The organism is Citrobacter sp. W9, assembly GCF_026719375.1.
Lineage (GTDB): Bacteria > Pseudomonadota > Gammaproteobacteria > Enterobacterales > Enterobacteriaceae > Citrobacter > Citrobacter werkmanii.
This window is the reverse complement of record NZ_JAPPTE010000002.1, coordinates 109,288-125,136: the sequence shown is the minus strand read 5'-3', so window position 1 is coordinate 125,136 and position 15,849 is coordinate 109,288. Positions and strand designations below refer to the sequence as shown.

At 52.5% G+C, this 15,849-nt stretch carries 17 protein-coding genes and 2 tRNA genes; 14 read left to right on the top strand and 5 right to left on the bottom strand.

Translation table 11 applies throughout. The annotated features are described in order from the left end of the window. Positions 1–6: 6 nt before the first annotated feature. The 11 genes from cbiK (at position 7) to ldtA (ending at position 8,961) form a co-directional block, all read left to right on the top strand. The gene (gene cbiK / locus OOJ59_RS05360) at positions 7–801 is read left to right on the top strand and encodes a sirohydrochlorin cobaltochelatase (protein ID WP_160955437.1); all 795 of its coding nucleotides are present in this window, start codon (positions 7–9) and stop codon (positions 799–801) included. Next, entirely contained in the window at positions 798–1,511 is a 714-nt protein-coding gene (locus tag OOJ59_RS05355) for a cobalt-factor II C(20)-methyltransferase (protein ID WP_160955438.1), read from the top strand. The genes cbiK and OOJ59_RS05355 overlap by 4 nt, the downstream gene beginning before the upstream one ends. After that, positions 1,508–2,245, top strand: a complete 738-nt coding sequence (cbiM, locus tag OOJ59_RS05350) for a cobalt ECF transporter S component CbiM (RefSeq protein WP_038641642.1) — start codon at positions 1,508–1,510, stop codon at positions 2,243–2,245. The genes OOJ59_RS05355 and cbiM overlap by 4 nt, the downstream gene beginning before the upstream one ends. 2 nt (positions 2,246–2,247) lie before the next feature. Beyond that, entirely contained in the window at positions 2,248–2,529 is a 282-nt protein-coding gene (locus tag OOJ59_RS05345) for an energy-coupling factor ABC transporter substrate-binding protein (RefSeq protein WP_038641640.1), read from the top strand. Then, positions 2,516–3,193 carry an energy-coupling factor ABC transporter transmembrane protein gene (locus OOJ59_RS05340; protein WP_016156861.1) on the top strand — a complete coding sequence of 226 codons (678 nt, stop codon included), beginning with the start codon at positions 2,516–2,518 and terminating at the stop codon, positions 3,191–3,193. Before OOJ59_RS05345 ends, OOJ59_RS05340 begins: the two co-directional genes overlap by 14 nt. An 8-nt stretch (positions 3,194–3,201) precedes the next feature. Beyond that, positions 3,202–4,017, top strand: coding sequence for an energy-coupling factor ABC transporter ATP-binding protein (locus OOJ59_RS05335; protein WP_038641638.1), 816 nt, complete (start codon positions 3,202–3,204; stop codon positions 4,015–4,017). Then, on the top strand, positions 4,014–5,534 hold the full coding sequence (locus OOJ59_RS05330) for a cobyric acid synthase (RefSeq protein ID WP_160955439.1): 1,521 nt from the start codon (positions 4,014–4,016) through the stop codon (positions 5,532–5,534). Before OOJ59_RS05335 ends, OOJ59_RS05330 begins: the two co-directional genes overlap by 4 nt. Next, positions 5,531–6,076: a bifunctional adenosylcobinamide kinase/adenosylcobinamide-phosphate guanylyltransferase gene (gene cobU / locus OOJ59_RS05325; protein ID WP_087856003.1), complete on the top strand. Its 546-nt coding sequence runs from the start codon at positions 5,531–5,533 to the stop codon at positions 6,074–6,076. Before OOJ59_RS05330 ends, cobU begins: the two co-directional genes overlap by 4 nt. Then, complete coding sequence (gene cobS / locus OOJ59_RS05320) at positions 6,073–6,816, top strand: adenosylcobinamide-GDP ribazoletransferase (protein ID WP_038641631.1); 744 nt, start codon at positions 6,073–6,075, stop codon at positions 6,814–6,816. The genes cobU and cobS overlap by 4 nt, the downstream gene beginning before the upstream one ends. A 24-nt stretch (positions 6,817–6,840) precedes the next feature. After that, positions 6,841–7,905 carry a nicotinate-nucleotide--dimethylbenzimidazole phosphoribosyltransferase gene (gene cobT, locus OOJ59_RS05315; protein WP_160955440.1) on the top strand — a complete coding sequence of 355 codons (1,065 nt, stop codon included), beginning with the start codon at positions 6,841–6,843 and terminating at the stop codon, positions 7,903–7,905. Positions 7,906–8,031: 126 nt separating this feature from the next. Continuing rightward, positions 8,032–8,961 (top strand): L,D-transpeptidase, encoded by a 930-nt coding sequence (ldtA, locus tag OOJ59_RS05310; protein WP_160955441.1) that lies wholly within the window; start codon positions 8,032–8,034, stop codon positions 8,959–8,961. A gap of 24 nt (positions 8,962–8,985) precedes the next feature. Here ldtA and OOJ59_RS05305 read toward each other — a convergent pair whose 3' ends face one another. The 5 genes from OOJ59_RS05305 to mtfA all read right to left on the bottom strand — a co-directional run bounded on the left by OOJ59_RS05305 (position 8,986) and on the right by mtfA (position 13,624). Further along, on the bottom strand, positions 8,986–9,669 hold the full coding sequence (locus OOJ59_RS05305; protein ID WP_038641624.1) for an ABC transporter ATP-binding protein: 684 nt from the start codon (positions 9,667–9,669) through the stop codon (positions 8,986–8,988). A gap of 10 nt (positions 9,670–9,679) precedes the next feature. After that, a complete protein-coding gene (locus OOJ59_RS05300; protein WP_137347773.1) occupies positions 9,680–11,368 on the bottom strand; it encodes an ABC transporter permease in 1,689 nt (562 codons plus the stop codon). Next, the gene (locus tag OOJ59_RS05295) at positions 11,352–12,389 is read right to left on the bottom strand and encodes an extracellular solute-binding protein (RefSeq protein ID WP_038641620.1); all 1,038 of its coding nucleotides are present in this window, start codon (positions 12,387–12,389) and stop codon (positions 11,352–11,354) included. Before OOJ59_RS05295 ends, OOJ59_RS05300 begins: the two co-directional genes overlap by 17 nt. A 262-nt stretch (positions 12,390–12,651) precedes the next feature. Further along, positions 12,652–12,727 (bottom strand) — tRNA-Asn (locus OOJ59_RS05290). Positions 12,728–12,826: 99 nt separating this feature from the next. Next, complete coding sequence (mtfA, locus tag OOJ59_RS05285; protein WP_038641617.1) at positions 12,827–13,624, bottom strand: DgsA anti-repressor MtfA; 798 nt, start codon at positions 13,622–13,624, stop codon at positions 12,827–12,829. A 93-nt stretch (positions 13,625–13,717) separates the two neighbouring features. Between mtfA and OOJ59_RS05280 the strand changes: the two genes are divergently transcribed. From OOJ59_RS05280 to OOJ59_RS05270, 3 genes are all read left to right on the top strand, one after another. Continuing rightward, positions 13,718–13,807 (top strand) — tRNA-Ser (locus OOJ59_RS05280). 230 nt (positions 13,808–14,037) lie between these two features. Further along, entirely contained in the window at positions 14,038–15,312 is a 1,275-nt protein-coding gene (locus OOJ59_RS05275) for an AAA family ATPase (protein WP_193157070.1), read from the top strand. Then, on the top strand, positions 15,309–15,842 hold the full coding sequence (locus OOJ59_RS05270; RefSeq protein WP_268063353.1) for a hypothetical protein: 534 nt from the start codon (positions 15,309–15,311) through the stop codon (positions 15,840–15,842). The genes OOJ59_RS05275 and OOJ59_RS05270 overlap by 4 nt, the downstream gene beginning before the upstream one ends. Positions 15,843–15,849 lie beyond the last annotated feature (7 nt).

The window sequence follows — 15,849 nt, the reverse complement described above, 5'->3', positions numbered from 1 at the left end:
TTAGAGATGAAAAAGGCGCTTCTGGTGGTCAGCTTTGGCACCAGCTATCACGACACCTGTGAGAAAAATATTGTGGCCTGCGAGCGCGATCTCGCGGCCAGTTGCCCGGATCGTGACCTGTTCCGTGCGTTTACCTCCGGGATGATTATCCGCAAGCTCAAGCAGCGTGACGGCATTGATATCGACACGCCGTTGCAGGCGCTGCAAAAGCTGGCAGAGCAGGGGTATCAGGATGTGGCTATTCAGTCGCTGCACATCATCAACGGCGACGAATACGAAAAAATTGTCCGCGAAGTACAAAGTATGCGTCAGCTGTTTTCTCGCCTGACGCTCGGCGTACCGCTGCTGAGCAGCCATGAAGATTACGCGCAGCTGATGCTGGCGCTGCAACAGCAGATGCCGCCGCTTGGCGAAAAGGAAAAAGTGGTCTTTATGGGGCACGGAGCCAGCCATCATGCCTTTGCCGCTTATGCCTGTCTCGATCATATGATGACGGCGCAGCGCTACCCGGCGCGGGTCGGGGCGGTGGAAAGCTACCCGGAAGTGGATGTGTTAATTGATAGTCTGTCTCAGGAAGGGGTGACGGCGGTGCATCTGATGCCGCTGATGTTAGTTGCTGGCGACCATGCCATCAATGATATGGCCTCCGACGAAGACGATTCGTGGAAGACATTGTTTAATGCGGCCGGGATACGGGCTACGCCGTGGCTCAGTGGGTTGGGTGAGAATCCGTCGGTGCGCGCCATGTTTGTGGCGCATTTGCAGCAGGCGCTGAATGTGGCGCTGGAGGAAGCGGCATGAGCGGAAAACTGTACGCGTTAAGCACCGGGCCAGGCGCTTCCGATCTCATCACCGTACGCGCCGCACGCACGCTGGGTCAGCTCGATATTCTCTATGCGCCTGCCGGGCGTAAAGGCGGCGACAGCCTGGCGCTGTCGATCGTGCGGGAGTATATCGGCAAGCAGACCGAAGTCCGCTGCTGCCATTTTCCTATGAGTGCCGACAGCGCTGAAAAAGAGGCTGTCTGGGATGAGGTTGCCGCCGCGGTGGTGCAGGAAGTCGAAGCGGGCAAGCAGGTAGGTTTTATCACTCTCGGCGACGCCATGCTGTTCAGTACATGGGTCTTTTTACTCCAGCGTATTGGCTGTCCTGACTGGTTGGAAATCGTTCCGGGTGTAACCTCTTTTGCCGCGATTGCCGCGCGTTCGAAAACGCCGCTCGCCATGGAGCAACAGTCGCTGGCGGTGGTCTCATGTACCGCGCCGGAAGCGGAAATCCAGCAGGCGTTAAAGCAGCATGACAGCCTGGTGCTGATGAAAGTGTACGGTCGTTTTGCGCGCATCAAAGCGTTGCTGCAACAAGAGGGCTTGTTGAATTGCGCATTGATGATGTCTGAAGCCACGCTGCCGGGTGAGCAGTGCTGGCGTCATCTCAACGAAGTCAGCGACGACCAGCCGCTGCCTTATTTCTCGACCATTCTGGTTAATAAACAGTGGGAGTATGCACAATGAAGCTTGAACAACAGCTTAAACAGCTGTCTTTCAGCGGGTTGGCTGCGGCGCTATTACTGATGATTGTCCCTGAGCAAGCGTTCGCCATGCACATTATGGAAGGCTTCTTGCCGCCAATGTGGGCGCTGGCCTGGTGGCTGCTGTTTTTACCTTGCCTGTGGTACGGATTAGTGCGCTTGCGTCAAATCGTCCAGGAAGACAGCCACCAAAAAGTGTTACTGGCCCTCTGCGGCGCGTTTATTTTTGTGCTGTCGGCGCTGAAAATTCCTTCCGTTACCGGAAGCTGCTCGCATCCGACTGGTGTCGGGCTGGCGGTTATCCTGTTCGGACCGGGTGTGGTCGCTATTCTCGGTGCAATCGTCCTGCTGTTCCAGGCCTTGCTGCTGGCGCACGGTGGTTTAACGACGCTCGGCGCCAACGGTATGTCGATGGCGGTGATTGGCCCGGTAGTAGGTTACATGGTGTGGAAAATGGCCTGCCGCGCGGGGCTACGCCGGGATGTCTGCGTCTTCCTGTGCGCCATGCTGGCGGATCTCGTCACCTATTTTGTTACCTCGGTGCAACTGGGCGTTGCGTTCCCGGATCCGTCCGCAGGCGCAATGGGGTCGATTGTGAAATTCATGGGCATTTTCTGCCTGACGCAGATCCCCATCGCGATTGCGGAAGGTCTGCTCACCGTAATGATTTATGACCAGCTAACCAAACGCCAGTTGATAACCGCACAAGGACATTAACGATGAAAAAGACGCTGATTTTGTTATGCATGGTGGTGGCGCTGGTGATCCTGCCGTTCTTTATCAACCACGGTGGAGAGTACGGCGGTTCAGACGGTGAGGCGGAAAGCCAGATTCAGGCTATCGCTCCGCATTATGAGCCGTGGTTCCAGCCGTTGTACGAACCGGCAAGTGGCGAAATTGAAAGCCTGCTGTTTACGCTCCAGGGGTCGCTGGGCGCAGCCGTAATTTTCTACATTCTGGGTTACACCAAGGGCAGACAACGCCGTGATGACCGGGCTTGACAGGCTTAGCTATCAAAGCCGCTGGTTTCATGTCTCGCCGGTGCGGAAATTTCTGCTTTGGCTGATGATGATGATTCTGGCGTTTACCCTGCCCCCGTTGGGGCAGGGTATCGAGCTGTTACTGATTGCCGCGCTGAGCTGCTGGCTGCTGCGCATTTCCTTCTGGCGCTGGTGCCGCTGGATGGCATTGCCGTTTGGTTTTCTGACGGTTGGTGTTGTGACCATCCTGTTTAGTTTTAGCCGCGATCCGCAAACCCTGCTGGCCAGTATCCCCGTAGGAAGCTATTGGTTAGGCGTGAGCGCGCCAGGCCTGGTCACTGCCAATGAAACCTTCTGGCGCAGCCTTGCGGCGCTGGCGGCAACCTTCTGGTTAGTGCTGAATCTGCCGTTTCCGCAGTTGATTATTTTACTCAAACGCGCACACGTTCCTCGCCTGCTGACTGAACAGATCCTGCTGACCTGGCGGTTTATTTTTATCCTGTTAGACGAGGCGCTGGCTATTCATCGCGCGCAAACGCTGCGTTTTGGTTATCGTAGCTTGCCGTTGGGCTACCGCTCGCTGGCGATGCTGGTGGGATTGTTATTTACCCGGGTGTTGATCCGCTACCAGCAAATGACCACCACACTGGATATCAAACTGTATCAAGGTGATTTTCACCTGTAAGGAAAAGTATGCTTGCCACTTCAGCGCTTTGGTTTCGCTATCAGGATGACCCGATCCTCAAAGGGCTAACGCTGGACTTTTCTACGCATGCCGTCACCGGTCTGGTAGGGGCCAATGGCTGCGGGAAATCCACGCTGTTTATGAATCTGAGCGGGTTATTGCGACCGCAGCAAGGCGCGGTGATGTGGCAGGGCAAACCGCTGGATTACAGCAAGCGCGGCCTGCTGGCGCTGCGCCAGCAGGTGGCAACCGTATTTCAGGATCCCGATCAGCAAATCTTTTATACCGATATCGACAGCGATATTGCGTTCAGTCTGCGCAACCTCGGGGTGGATGAAGCTGAAATCTCACGTCGGGTGGAAGATGCGCTCACGCTGGTTGATGCCCAGCATTTTCGCCATCAGCCTATTCAGTGTTTAAGCCACGGGCAAAAAAAACGCGTGGCGATTGCCGGTGCGCTGGTGTTGCAGGCGCAATATCTGCTACTGGATGAACCTACTGCAGGCCTTGACCCATCAGGCCGCACGCAGATGATTGAGATAATCAAACGCATCGTAGCGCAAGGAAACCACGTGGTTATCTCCAGCCATGATATCGATCTTATCTATGAGGTCAGCGATGCAGTTTACGTTTTACGCCGGGGCGAAGTGCTGACGCACGGCACGCCGGGTGAGGTTTTCGCCCGGACGGATCTTATTGAACAAGCTGGATTGACCCAGCCCTGGCTGGTGAAGCTGCATACTGAGCTGGGTTTCCCGCTGTGTAAAACAGAGGCTGAATTTTTTAGTCGTATGCGAGAGAACGCACTGAAGGAGGCGTCATGACGCAGGCAATAATGTTGCAGGGAACGGCATCTGATGTGGGTAAAAGCGTGTTGGTCGCCGGGCTGTGTCGAATTTTTTACCAGGACGGACTGCGTACCGCGCCGTTCAAATCGCAGAATATGGCGCTGAACTCGGGCATTACGCCAGAGGGGAAAGAGATGGGCCGCGCGCAAATTTTTCAGGCTGAGGCGGCCGGCATTACGCCGGATGTGCGTATGAATCCGGTGCTGCTTAAGCCGACCAGCGATCGTAAAGCGCAGGTTGTGCTGATGGGCAAAGTGGCGACCGATATGGATGCGGTGAGTTACCACGAGTATAAGCCGCGCCTGCGGGAGCAGATCCTGTCAGTGTATAACAGTCTGGCGCAGGAGTTCGATGTGCTGGTGCTGGAAGGCGCGGGAAGCCCCGCTGAGATTAACCTGCGCGATCGCGATATCGTCAATATGGGCATGGCTGAGATGGCGCAATGCCCGGTCGTTCTGGTGGCTGATATCGATCGCGGCGGCGTGTTTGCCTCTATTTACGGCACGCTGGCGCTACTGCATGACCATGAACGCGCCAGGGTAAAAGGGGTGATCATCAATAAGTTTCGCGGTGATGTGGCGTTGCTGTACTCCGGTATCGAGCAAATTGAAGCGCTGACCGGCGTTCCGGTGCTGGGCGTCATGCCATGGCTGGATGTTGATCTGGAAGATGAAGACGGTGTGGCGCTGCAAAAGGGCAAGTATCTGCGTACTGACAAACGCGACATCGACATTGCCGTTGTTCAACTTCCGCACATTTCTAATTTTACTGATTTCAATGCGCTTGCGGCACAACCGGATGTGCGCGTGCGCTATGTTCGCCAGCCTGAAGAACTGGCAGGGGCCGATCTGGTGATTCTGCCAGGCAGCAAAAACACGCTGGGCGATCTGGTGTGGCTGCGTGAAAGCGGAATGGCGCATGGCGTCGTGCAATTGCATCGTAATAACGTTCCGGTGGTGGGAATTTGCGGTGGCTACCAAATGCTCGGCGATACCATCATTGATGAGGTGGAATCAGGGCTCGGTACGCTGCCGGGTCTGGGCTTGCTTAATACGGTGACCCATTTTGCCCAGCATAAAACCACGACCCTGGTTGAGGGGAAAATGTCTTCTTCGCTGCCCGACTGGCTGGCGGGCGCGGCAGACTTATCCGTTCGCGGTTATGAAATCCATATGGGCGAAACGGCATTATCCGAAGCATGCCATTCGGTGATGACGCTGCGCAAAGAAGGCAGACATGTGGCTGACGGCGCGGTAACACCGGATGGCCTGGCGTTCGGCACCTATCTTCACGGTCTGTTCGACAGCGATGAATTTACTCGTGCATTGGTGAATGGCCTGCGCGTACGCAAAGGATTAGCACCGCTGGATTCCACCTTCCATTACGCGCAATATAAATCGCAGCAGTTTGATCTGCTGGCGGATGCGATGCGGCAACACATCGATATTGAGAAAATTTATACCATCATGAAGCAACACCGGGAGCCCGTATGATGATTCTGGTTACGGGCGGCGCACGAAGCGGCAAGAGTCGACATGCGGAAGCGCTAATCGCTGATTCCCCGAACGTTCTGTATATCGCGACTTCGCAGATTTTTGATGAGGAGATGGCGGCGCGCATTCAGCACCATCGCGATGGACGCCCTGCGCACTGGCGTACTGCCGAGCGCTGGCAACATCTCGATGAACTGATTACGGCAACAAACGATCCTCAGGAAGCCATTTTGCTGGAGTGCATCACCACCATGGTGACCAATCTGCTGTTCGCTCTGGGCGGTGACAGCGACCCGGATAGCTGGGATTACGCGGCGATGGAGCGGTCCATCGAGGATGAGATCCGTTTGCTGATTGCTGCCTGTCACCGTTGCCCGGCAACGGTGGTCCTGGTGACTAACGAAGTCGGAATGGGGATTGTTCCGGAGAACCGTCTGGCCCGGCATTTTCGCGATATTGCCGGACGTGTGAACCAGAGACTGGCGACGGCAGCTGATGAGGTGTGGCTGGTGGTATCAGGAATTGGAGTCAAAATTAAATGAGTAAGTTGTTCTGGGCAATGCTTTCTTTTATCAGCCGCTTGCCCGTTCCTGCTCGCTGGTCGCAAGGACTGGATTTCGAGCACTATTCGCGCGGTATCGTGATGTTTCCCCTGATAGGCGTGGTGCTGGGCGGGCTGACGGGGCTGGTCTTTATGGCGCTGCAGCCCTGGTGTGGTACTCCACTGGCAGCCTTATTTGCCGTATTGACGCTGGCGTTGTTGACCGGCGGTTTTCATCTGGACGGTCTGGCGGATACCTGTGACGGTATTTTTTCTGCCCGTCGACGCGAACGGATGCTGGAAATCATGCGCGACAGTCGCCTGGGAACCCATGGCGGACTGGCGTTAATTTTCGTTTTGCTGGCCAAAGTGCTGGTAGTGAGCGAACTGGCTTTACGTGGCACGCCAATGCTGGCGGCGCTGGCTGCGGCATGTGTCGCCGGGCGGGGTAGCGCTGTTTTGCTGATGTATCGACATCGCTACGCCCGCGAAGAAGGGCTGGGCAATGTCTTTATCGGCAAAGTTACCGGGCGTCAAACCTGCGTCACACTGGGGTTGGCGGCAATCCTGGCCGCCGTGCTGCTTCCGGGCATGCGCGGCGTAGCAGCGATGGCTGTCACGATGGTGGCGATTTTCATTCTTGGGCAGTTATTAAAACGTACGTTGGGTGGGCAAACCGGCGATACGTTGGGCGCAGCCATTGAACTTGGCGAGTTGATATTCTTGCTGGCTCTGCTTTGAGTCAGCCAACATACTGGAACCCTTATGCAGACTTTAACCTCTTTACTCCACGCGATCCCTTCACCTGACAGTGCCGCGATGCTGCGTGCTCAGCAGCATATTGATGGCTTATTAAAGCCGCCGGGAAGTCTGGGTCGGCTCGAATCTCTTGCTGTGCAACTGGCTGGTATGCCTGGCCTGAAAGGTGTGCCGCATGTGAAGGACAAAGCGATGCTGGTGATGTGCGCCGATCATGGCGTCTGGGATGAAGGGGTTGCCGTTTCGCCTAAAGTGGTCACGGCTATTCAGGCCGCCAATATGACGCGTGGGACGACCGGCGTTTGCGTTCTGGCCGCTCAGGCTGGGGCAAAGGTGCATGTCATTGACGTGGGAATTGACGCGGAGCTTATCCCCGGCGTGGTGAATATGCGCGTCGCGCGCGGCTGCGGCAATATTGCCCAGGGCCCGGCAATGAGCCGTTCGCAGGCAGAGGAACTGCTGCTGGAAGTTATCCGCTATACCCATGAACTGGCGAAAGAGGGCGTAACGCTGTTTGGCGTGGGTGAACTCGGTATGGCAAATACCACGCCCGCGGCGGCTATCGTCAGCGTGCTGACCGGCAGCGATGCCGAAGATGTGGTGGGCATCGGCGCTAACCTGCCGCTTTCCAGAGTAGGTAATAAAGTAGAGGTTGTGCGGCGAGCCATTGCCGTCAATCAACCGGATCGCAATGACGGTATCGATGTACTGGCAAAAGTGGGCGGATTTGATCTGGTTGGCATGGCGGGTGTGATTCTGGGCGCGGCCTCTTGTGGGCTGCCGGTCGTGCTGGATGGTTTTCTTTCATACTCTGCTGCGCTGGCGGCCTGCCAGATCGCACCGCAGATTAAACCCTATCTGATCCCGTCACATTTCTCTGCTGAGAAGGGGGCCCGCACTGCGTTGGCGCATCTGGAGCTGGATCCGTATCTGAATATGGGGATGCGTTTAGGTGAAGGCAGCGGGGCCGCGCTGGCGATGCCAATTATTGAGGCAGCCTGCGCGATGTACCACAACATGGGGCAGTTAGCGGCCAGCAACATTGTGCTACCGGATGGTAAAGAAGCATAGTTACGTGCCCCCAGAACCTCGCCGTATGGCGAGGTTTATTTTTGCGCATTGAATTCGTAACCCACTAAAACAGATAATAAAAGCTATAATTACCGGATATCTGCTGCGGCAACGGAAAGGAAAAAGATGCGTCGTGTAAAACTGCTTTGTTCACTCATCATGCTGCTTGCGAGTCAGGTAGCTCAAGCGGTGAGTTATCCGCTACCGCCAGAAGGTAGTCGTCTGGTAGGTAGCCCGCTGACGATTACGGTCCCGCCCGGAAACACCCAGCCGCTGGAGGCATTTGCCGCGCAGTACGGGCAGGGGTTGAGCAATATGCTCGAGGCCAATCCCGGCGTAGACGTTTTTCTGCCTAAGTCTGGCTCAACGCTGGTCGTACCGCAGCAACTGATCTTGCCGGATACCGTGCGTGAAGGCATTGTTATCAACGTCGCCGAAATGCGTCTTTATTACTATCCTCCGGGCACAAACACGGTTGAAGTTTTGCCGATTGGCATTGGACAGGCGGGGAGAGAAACGCCGCGTAACTGGGTGACGGCGGTCGAGCGTAAGCAGGAAGCGCCGAGCTGGACGCCGACGCCGAATACCCGACGGGAATATGCCGCACGTGGGGAAACCTTGCCCGCGTTTGTGCCTGCCGGACCAGATAACCCGATGGGCCTGTATGCGATTTATATCGGCAGGCTTTATGCCATTCACGGCACTAATGCTAACTTCGGTATTGGTCTGCGGGTGAGCCAGGGCTGCATCCGTTTGCGTAATGACGATATTAAGTACTTGTTTGACACGGTGCCGGTTGGGACGCGTGTGCAACTGATTGACCGCCCGGTGAAATACAGCGAGGAACCAGACGGCAGCCGCTGGGTAGAAGTGCATGAGCCGCTGTCACGAAATCGTTCTGAGTACGAGTCTGACAGAAAGGTTCCCTTGCCGATCACTCCCGCTTTGCGCACATTTATCAGCGGGAGTGGCGTGGATGTGAGCCGCGGGAATCAGGCCCTGGAAAGACGCTCCGGTATGCCGGTGAACATCAGCCAGGTTCAGCAGCATTTTTAATATTAAAGCGGCCCAGGTTTATCGTCAGATAAGGTGGGGCGCTTTTTTAATTTGATACTGCCCCATTTTTACCACGCCGATATGGTCTGCCATTAGCTGCGCTTCGTGTTCGCTGTGGGTAACCAGCAGTGCCGTTTGCCCGGCAGCGCGCAAAATATCCCGTACCTCGTTGCCAAGACGCTCGCGCGTGCGCTTATCAAGGCTGGAAAAGGGTTCATCCAGCAACAGAATTTCCGGATGCGGTGCCAGCGCACGCGCGAGCGCGATGCGCTGCTGTTGACCGCCGGAAAGTTCATGGGGATAGCGGTTGGCATGGCTATGTAATTCCACCATTTTTAACAGCTCCGCCACCCGGGCCTGCTGTTCTTCACGCGGCATACGGCGTAATCCAAAGGCGACATTTTGGTGCGCGGTCAGATGCGGAAATAACGCATATTCCTGAAAAACCATGCCGACATGACGCTTTTCAGGCGGGAGATGAACACCGGGAGCGGCAACACGATGCTGAGACACATAGATCTCTCCGCTTCGCAGTCGTTCAAACCCCGCAACGGCGCGTAGAACCGTGGTTTTCCCGCAGCCTGAAGCCCCTAACAGACAGGCGATTTCCCCTTTGCGTACCGACATTGAAAATCCATTCAGTACCGATTGCTGGCTGTTGCCATAGGCAACGTGCACATCCTGGAGGCGTAATGCAATTTCTGACATTGTTACTCTCTTAACCCCGGCGAGTCATTTGGTGACGCACCAATAAAATAACCGGTAGCGTGCCAGCTAAAACAATCATTAGCGCGGCGATTGCACCTTCTTCATAAGTTCCACGAGCGGCTTCCGCATACAGTAATGTTGCCAGCGTTTCGAAGTTAACCGGACGCAAAAGTAATGTTGTGGGTAGCTCTTTCATCGCGTCGGCAAAAACCAGCAGGGCGCTGCTTACCAGCGCCGGGCGCAGTAGAGGGAAATGAACCCGTGCAAACGTGCCCGCGCCATTCTCGCCCAACAGCCGGGAAGCCTGCTCCAGCGAAGGTGGAATGCGTCCCAGACCGGAATCCAGCGCGCCGATAGCAATCGCCTGGAAACGCATGGCGCAACAAATGACCAGCAGGATCCCGGCTGACATCAGCGGCAGGCCACGCACATCCAGCAAGTCAGCCAGCCAACGGTCAACCGCCATGGCCGGCGTTAAAAAACCAATCGCCAGGATTGTGCCGGGAACCGCGTAGCCTAAAGAGGCCAGACGCATCACGCCACGGCGAAACCCCGGCATCGCGTTGTCTGCAGCGCTATGGCGTGCGCTCCAGGCTACCAACATACTGACGCAAACCACCACCAGCGTGGTTCCCGCCGCGAGCAAGAGCGTATTTTGTAATGCTGACAGTAACGAGGGGGAGAGAAGATTGCCATCGCCGATACGTTTGGCGCTTTCCCACATTAAAAACAGCACCGGGGCCAGAAAACCCAGCACAACCGGCAGCGAAATAACGGCACCAAGCAGCCAGCCGCGCCAACCCTGCACGCGCGTGGGTTGAATTTCCCGCAGACTGCGGCTGCTGAACCCCTGTTTTCTGCGGCCATAAAATTCCAGCGTCAGAATAAAGAAGATAAACATCAGCATCATGCAGGCGATTTGCGCCGCTGAAGATAAATCGGAGCGCGAGATCCACGTGGTGTACACGGTAACAGTTAACGTCTGCACCCCAAGGAATTCTGACGCGCCGATGTCGTTAAGCGTTTCCAGCAATGCCAGACTGATGCCAACGGCCAGGGCCGGACGTGCCATGGGGAGGGCAACGCGAAAAAAAGTTCCGGTCGCGCTGCATCCCAGCGTACGTGCGGCTTCCAGTAAATGAGCCGGCTGGCTGATAAACATGGCGCGGGTGGTCAGGTACACGTAAGGATAAAGTACTAAGCCGAGCAGAATTATTGCACCGGAAAGAGAGCGTAAATCTGGTAGGCGGAACTGTCGTGGGCTGTCAAAGCCCAGTAAGAAACGAATAAAGGTTTGCAGGGGACCAATCGGATGCAGCAGATCGAGCCAGGCAAAGGCGACGATGTAGGTCGGCATCGCCAGCGGCAACAGTAGCGCCCAACTGAGAATTTTGCGTCCAGGAAAATCCCATGCCGTCACCGCCCATGCGCTACCTACGCCAATGACGCCGACCATCACGGCGACACCCGCTAACAACAGTACGGTATTTTTTAACGCGGCAGGCAACACCCACGTCAGGAGATTATCCCAGTGAGATAAATCGGCCTGGGTAGCCTGCCAGATCAGCGCAATGACGGGGGTCAGGACGCCAAGCGCCACGCACAGCGCGCCAAGATGCAACGGCGTTAATAATGACTGCGGCCCGGAAACCAGGCCGCGTAACGCTGGAAACTGCAAAGGTTTATTGATCGAATCCAACTTTATCTACCAGCAGGCTAGCTTGTTTACGATACTTCACGATTTCAGTTAACGGTGTCTTATCGACATCAATTTCACCGATGGTGGCGCTGATAACCGGATCAAGCGTTACGCCTTTCAATACCGGATATTCAAAGTTCGCTTTCGCATACTGCTGCTGGGCAGGCGCGGAAACCAGATACTCCATCAGCTTAACGGCATCGGCTTTATTTGGCGCATAGCGGGCAACGGCAGCGCCGCTGATATTGACGTGCGTACCGCCATTCTCAAAGGTTGGTTTTACGACTTTGATGGCATCGCCCCATTGGCGAGCATCGCTGCCTTCTTTGGCATTTTTCATATGGCCGACGTAATAGGAGTTAGCCAGACCGATATCACAAATTCCACCGAGGATATCGCGGGCAACGTCGCGGTCGCCGCCGGTGGCTTTACGGGCCAGGTTAGCCTTCACGCCGCGCAGCCAGTCTTCGGTTTTAGCTTCACCGTGATGGGCAATCATCGCAGCGATCAGCGCCGTGTTATACGGATGCTGCCCGGAGCGGATACAGACTTTACCTTTATACTCCGGGCTGGCGAGTTGTTCGTAATGCCAGTTATCAATGGGCATTGATTTTTCGGCATACAGCACACGAGCGCGCATAGAAAGTGCAAACCACTGATTATCCGCACCGCGCAGGTTGGCTGGAATCGCGGTTTTCAACGCTTCTGACTCTACCGGTTGGGTCACTCCGGCTTCCACGAGATCGAGGAGATTGCCTGCATCAACGGTCATCAGCAGGTCGGCAGGGGAGTTTTTGCCTTCCGCTTTAACGCGCTCAAGCATGCCATCCTTGATATAAACCGTACTGACTTTGATGCCGCTGGTTTTTGTCCAGCTATCAAGTAACGGCTGAATCAGACCTGGTTCACGGGTGGTGTAAAGCGTTAATGTTTCCTGGGCGAAAGCCGGCAGGCTAACAGCGAAGACCAGGGCAGAGGCAAGCGTGATACGGCGCAGTCCGGTGCGAGGCAGAGCATTCATCGTTTATATCCCAGAGTAATTGGAACGTACAGTGAACCGAGCAGGGCTCGTTCTTTTGGCTCGCGTACAATAAATGATAATCACTAGCAGTTACAATAATTGCAAAGTTTAAACGATTTACATTTACATAACTTTAATCAATGGTGTGATGCGACATGGAATAGGGGCGGTACAACAGGCAGAACGCTTATGCAGGATGCTTTTATGTAAGCCTGAAAAGCAAAAAGCCCGCTCAAGTTTCCTTAAGCAGGCTTCTTAAATTTGGCTCCTCTGACTGGACTCGAACCAGTGACATACGGATTAACAGTCCGCCGTTCTACCGACTGAACTACAGAGGAATCGTGTGAACGAGGCGCATATTACTGACCTCACCCTGAGGTGTCAACAGTAAAATTAGCACGTCATTTCAATTGGTTAATTAATCTTCAAATTCAGTGTTAATGCACATTTGATGAGCGATAATGGTCATCTTCGGGGTTATCACGTAACCGTTGCATTGGGTTTTGGCGGTAAAACAGGATGAAACGCTGCCATAAAGCCGGGAACCGTGGAGCAAATAATTCAGGTGCGCTGAAAAAATACTCGGATAATACGGCAAAGCATTCGGCCGGATCGGTTGCAGCGTAGGCATCTATACTGCATGCGGTTTCCCCTACCAGATCGATTTCATCCTGAATATTGTTCATTGCGGCATGCAGGTCGTGCTCCCAGCCGGCAATGTCTCGCAGAGGAATCGCCGGAATTCCGCTGGCGCGATCGCCATTACGCATATCCAGCTTATGCGCGACTTCATGAATGATCAGATTAAAGCCTGAGGCATCAAAGGAATCCTGAATATCAAGCCAGTTGAGAATTATCGGACCTTGCTGCCAGCTCTGCCCGGACTGAACGACACGTTGATTGTGTACCAGACCAATTTCGTCTTCCCATTCGTCGTCGACAACAAATGGGGCAGGGTAGATGAGAACTTCATGAAACCCATCGAGCCACTCGATCCCCAATTCCAGAACAGGTAAACAGAAGAGCAGAGCAATGCGCGCACTTTTTAGCGGGTCCAGCTCAAACCCCTGAAGTGCTACCAATCTTTTTTGCTGTAAAAAACGCTCGGCCAGGGCGATTAGTCTGGCTTGTTCTTGCTCGGTGAGATTCACCAGAAGCGGAATAGCCAGGGCGTTATCCCAGGGCCAGTCGTCATTTCGGGCTGTTTCTTGCTCTTTCCAGGGCCACTTAATCATCGTTTTGCTCGCAAACTCGTCACTTGAACGAAATTGACGGAACTGGGTCTGTTAAAATGCCAAATTACCTGGCATCATGGCAACCACCAAAACGGAGAGATGCCAGAGCGGCTGAATGGACCGGTCTCGAAAACCGGAGTAGGGGCAACTCTACCGGGGGTTCAAATCCCCCTCTCTCCGCCACTATTCAAACACTTAGCTCAATTCCTTTCAACGACTCATGTCACACTTGGTATAGTGTCGGTATACTTTCTAGGTATATTCCTTCACATACATTACCCCATTACTACAAATCAAGAGTTAGCATTTTGTCATAAAATGCTGTCAGCTTTTTTTTTCTTGCCATATACAACTCCTACTATAAACTCAGTATGTGGTGCTTTTGAACATTTTTTTGTATGAAAAGAGGGGTTATGGCTAACGCGATACTTTGGTATGAGATTAAGAATATCGGTAGCTTTGAAGATGAAGGAGGGTTCGTTGACCTTACTACTACAGCTAAGGATAAGAAGAAAGAACTGTGGGTCGATGTTGATGGCCACAAGGTCAATTTGATCACTGCTATCATGGGAGCGAATGCCTCTGGTAAAACGACTCTCATTAAACCTATGTCTTTTTTGAGCTGGTTTTTCTGGTCTATACCTGCAAAAGTTACAGAATATCTTTATTTGAACATAAACCGGCCATTTGTGAATCCGGGAATGATTAAAGTTTGCTTTGTGTTAGAAGGGAAAGTATATACTTATGTTGTTATAGCATGTGATCATTTTATTCTTAAAGAAGAATTATATGTAAAAAATGATAATAATAAAAACATATATATTTTTAAAAGAGGTTTAAACAAAGAGAATTATAAAAATAATTTAAATAAGAAAGGTGATGAGCTTAGCCCTAAAGAAATAGAGGATTTTTTAAAGACAATAAAATACGATTATGTAGAAAAATCTGAGTTGTTCCCATTGGGTGGGCTTGAAGGTAAAAGAACACCATCTAACACCAGTATCATTTCTGCTGCAAGGCGTGTGGGTGTTCCGTTAGCTATGAATATTGCTGAGCAAATGAGCAATACTACAAACGTAAATGCTATGGGTAGATATAGCTATGATTATGAGGATTTAGGAGCTACTGCCGAAGATTTATATGAAGATACTGTTACATTTAATAGTGTAAAAAGAATTTTACGAAAATGGGATCTTGGATTGGATGATATTATTATTGAGAAAGAGGAGAAAATTGATGTAAATGGTGAAAAAGAAACTTATTATCTTCTAAAAGGTGTTCATGCAAAGGAAGATGGTACAAAATTTGAACTGCCATTTGCATTTGAATCCGCAGGTACTCAAAGTGCCTTTGTTAGATTGAATAATATTATGAAGTGCTTAAAGAAAGGGACCGCATGCTTCATTGATGAACTTGGTGATGACTTGCATCCGCATATGGTTAAGCCAATTTTAGAGCTATTCATAAGCAAAGAAACAAACCCGATGCATGCACAATTAATATTTACTTGTCATAAACCAGAGCTAATAAACTACTTGGGTAAATATCGGGTGCTTATTACTGAGAAAAAGTACAACAAAAGTGAGTGCTACAGGCTTGATGATTTTCCATCCAGTGAAGCTCGGGTAGATGATAACATTGCAGCTAAATATTTGGCGGGTGCATTTGGTGGAGTACCAGATTTATGACCAAGCCCAAACGTGCAAAACGCGGTATTGAACGAACTAAGCTATTGATGTGTGAAGGAATAACTGACAAAAGATTTGCTGATTGTTTAAAGCGTCTTTTAACAACCAGGGCAGCAGGTTTTAGTGTTAGACTAGATGATGCTGGTGGAGGGGGGCCGAAATCCGCGATAATGGCAGCTATAAATCATGCTGGTGGTTTTGATAAAAGGGTTGTCTTCATAGATTCAGATCTTGCAATACCCGCTGACGCAGTAGCTGCGGCTAGGAATAGGGACATAAAAATCATTCAATCCTCACCATTATGCCTGGAAGGGTTTTTAATGAGATTAATGGGCCATAATCAACAATTCATCAATTCACAGGATGCAAAAGATTCGTTTCATAGGTTTTATAATTTGAGAAATGTTGTAACTCAAGAATGGTATGAAGAGTATATAACACTTCAACACATAAACTCTGTGATTAGTGACGATCGACATATTTGCCGAGAGGTACTAACTGACTTACGCGATGTATTCACTGTGTTTTAAAACTGCC

Bases quoted from the DNA above. Each gene is read 5' to 3' on its own strand.
- cobU (WP_087856003.1), top strand. From the start codon at position 5,531: ATGATGATTCTGGTTACGGGCGGCGCACGAAGCGGCAAGAGTCGACAT.
- cbiM (WP_038641642.1), top strand. From the start codon at position 1,508: ATGAAGCTTGAACAACAGCTTAAACAGCTGTCTTTCAGCGGGTTGGCT.
- cobS (WP_038641631.1), top strand. From the start codon at position 6,073: ATGAGTAAGTTGTTCTGGGCAATGCTTTCTTTTATCAGCCGCTTGCCC.
- OOJ59_RS05345 (WP_038641640.1), top strand. From the start codon at position 2,248: ATGAAAAAGACGCTGATTTTGTTATGCATGGTGGTGGCGCTGGTGATC.
- ldtA (WP_160955441.1), top strand. From the start codon at position 8,032: ATGCGTCGTGTAAAACTGCTTTGTTCACTCATCATGCTGCTTGCGAGT.
- OOJ59_RS05275 (WP_193157070.1), top strand. From the start codon at position 14,038: ATGGCTAACGCGATACTTTGGTATGAGATTAAGAATATCGGTAGCTTT.
- OOJ59_RS05340 (WP_016156861.1), top strand. From the start codon at position 2,516: ATGACCGGGCTTGACAGGCTTAGCTATCAAAGCCGCTGGTTTCATGTC.
- OOJ59_RS05355 (WP_160955438.1), top strand. From the start codon at position 798: ATGAGCGGAAAACTGTACGCGTTAAGCACCGGGCCAGGCGCTTCCGAT.
- cbiK (WP_160955437.1), top strand. From the start codon at position 7: ATGAAAAAGGCGCTTCTGGTGGTCAGCTTTGGCACCAGCTATCACGAC.
- mtfA (WP_038641617.1), bottom strand. From the start codon at position 13,624: ATGATTAAGTGGCCCTGGAAAGAGCAAGAAACAGCCCGAAATGACGAC.
- OOJ59_RS05330 (WP_160955439.1), top strand. From the start codon at position 4,014: ATGACGCAGGCAATAATGTTGCAGGGAACGGCATCTGATGTGGGTAAA.
- OOJ59_RS05305 (WP_038641624.1), bottom strand. From the start codon at position 9,669: ATGTCAGAAATTGCATTACGCCTCCAGGATGTGCACGTTGCCTATGGC.
- OOJ59_RS05295 (WP_038641620.1), bottom strand. From the start codon at position 12,389: ATGAATGCTCTGCCTCGCACCGGACTGCGCCGTATCACGCTTGCCTCT.
- OOJ59_RS05270 (WP_268063353.1), top strand. From the start codon at position 15,309: ATGACCAAGCCCAAACGTGCAAAACGCGGTATTGAACGAACTAAGCTA.
- OOJ59_RS05335 (WP_038641638.1), top strand. From the start codon at position 3,202: ATGCTTGCCACTTCAGCGCTTTGGTTTCGCTATCAGGATGACCCGATC.
- cobT (WP_160955440.1), top strand. From the start codon at position 6,841: ATGCAGACTTTAACCTCTTTACTCCACGCGATCCCTTCACCTGACAGT.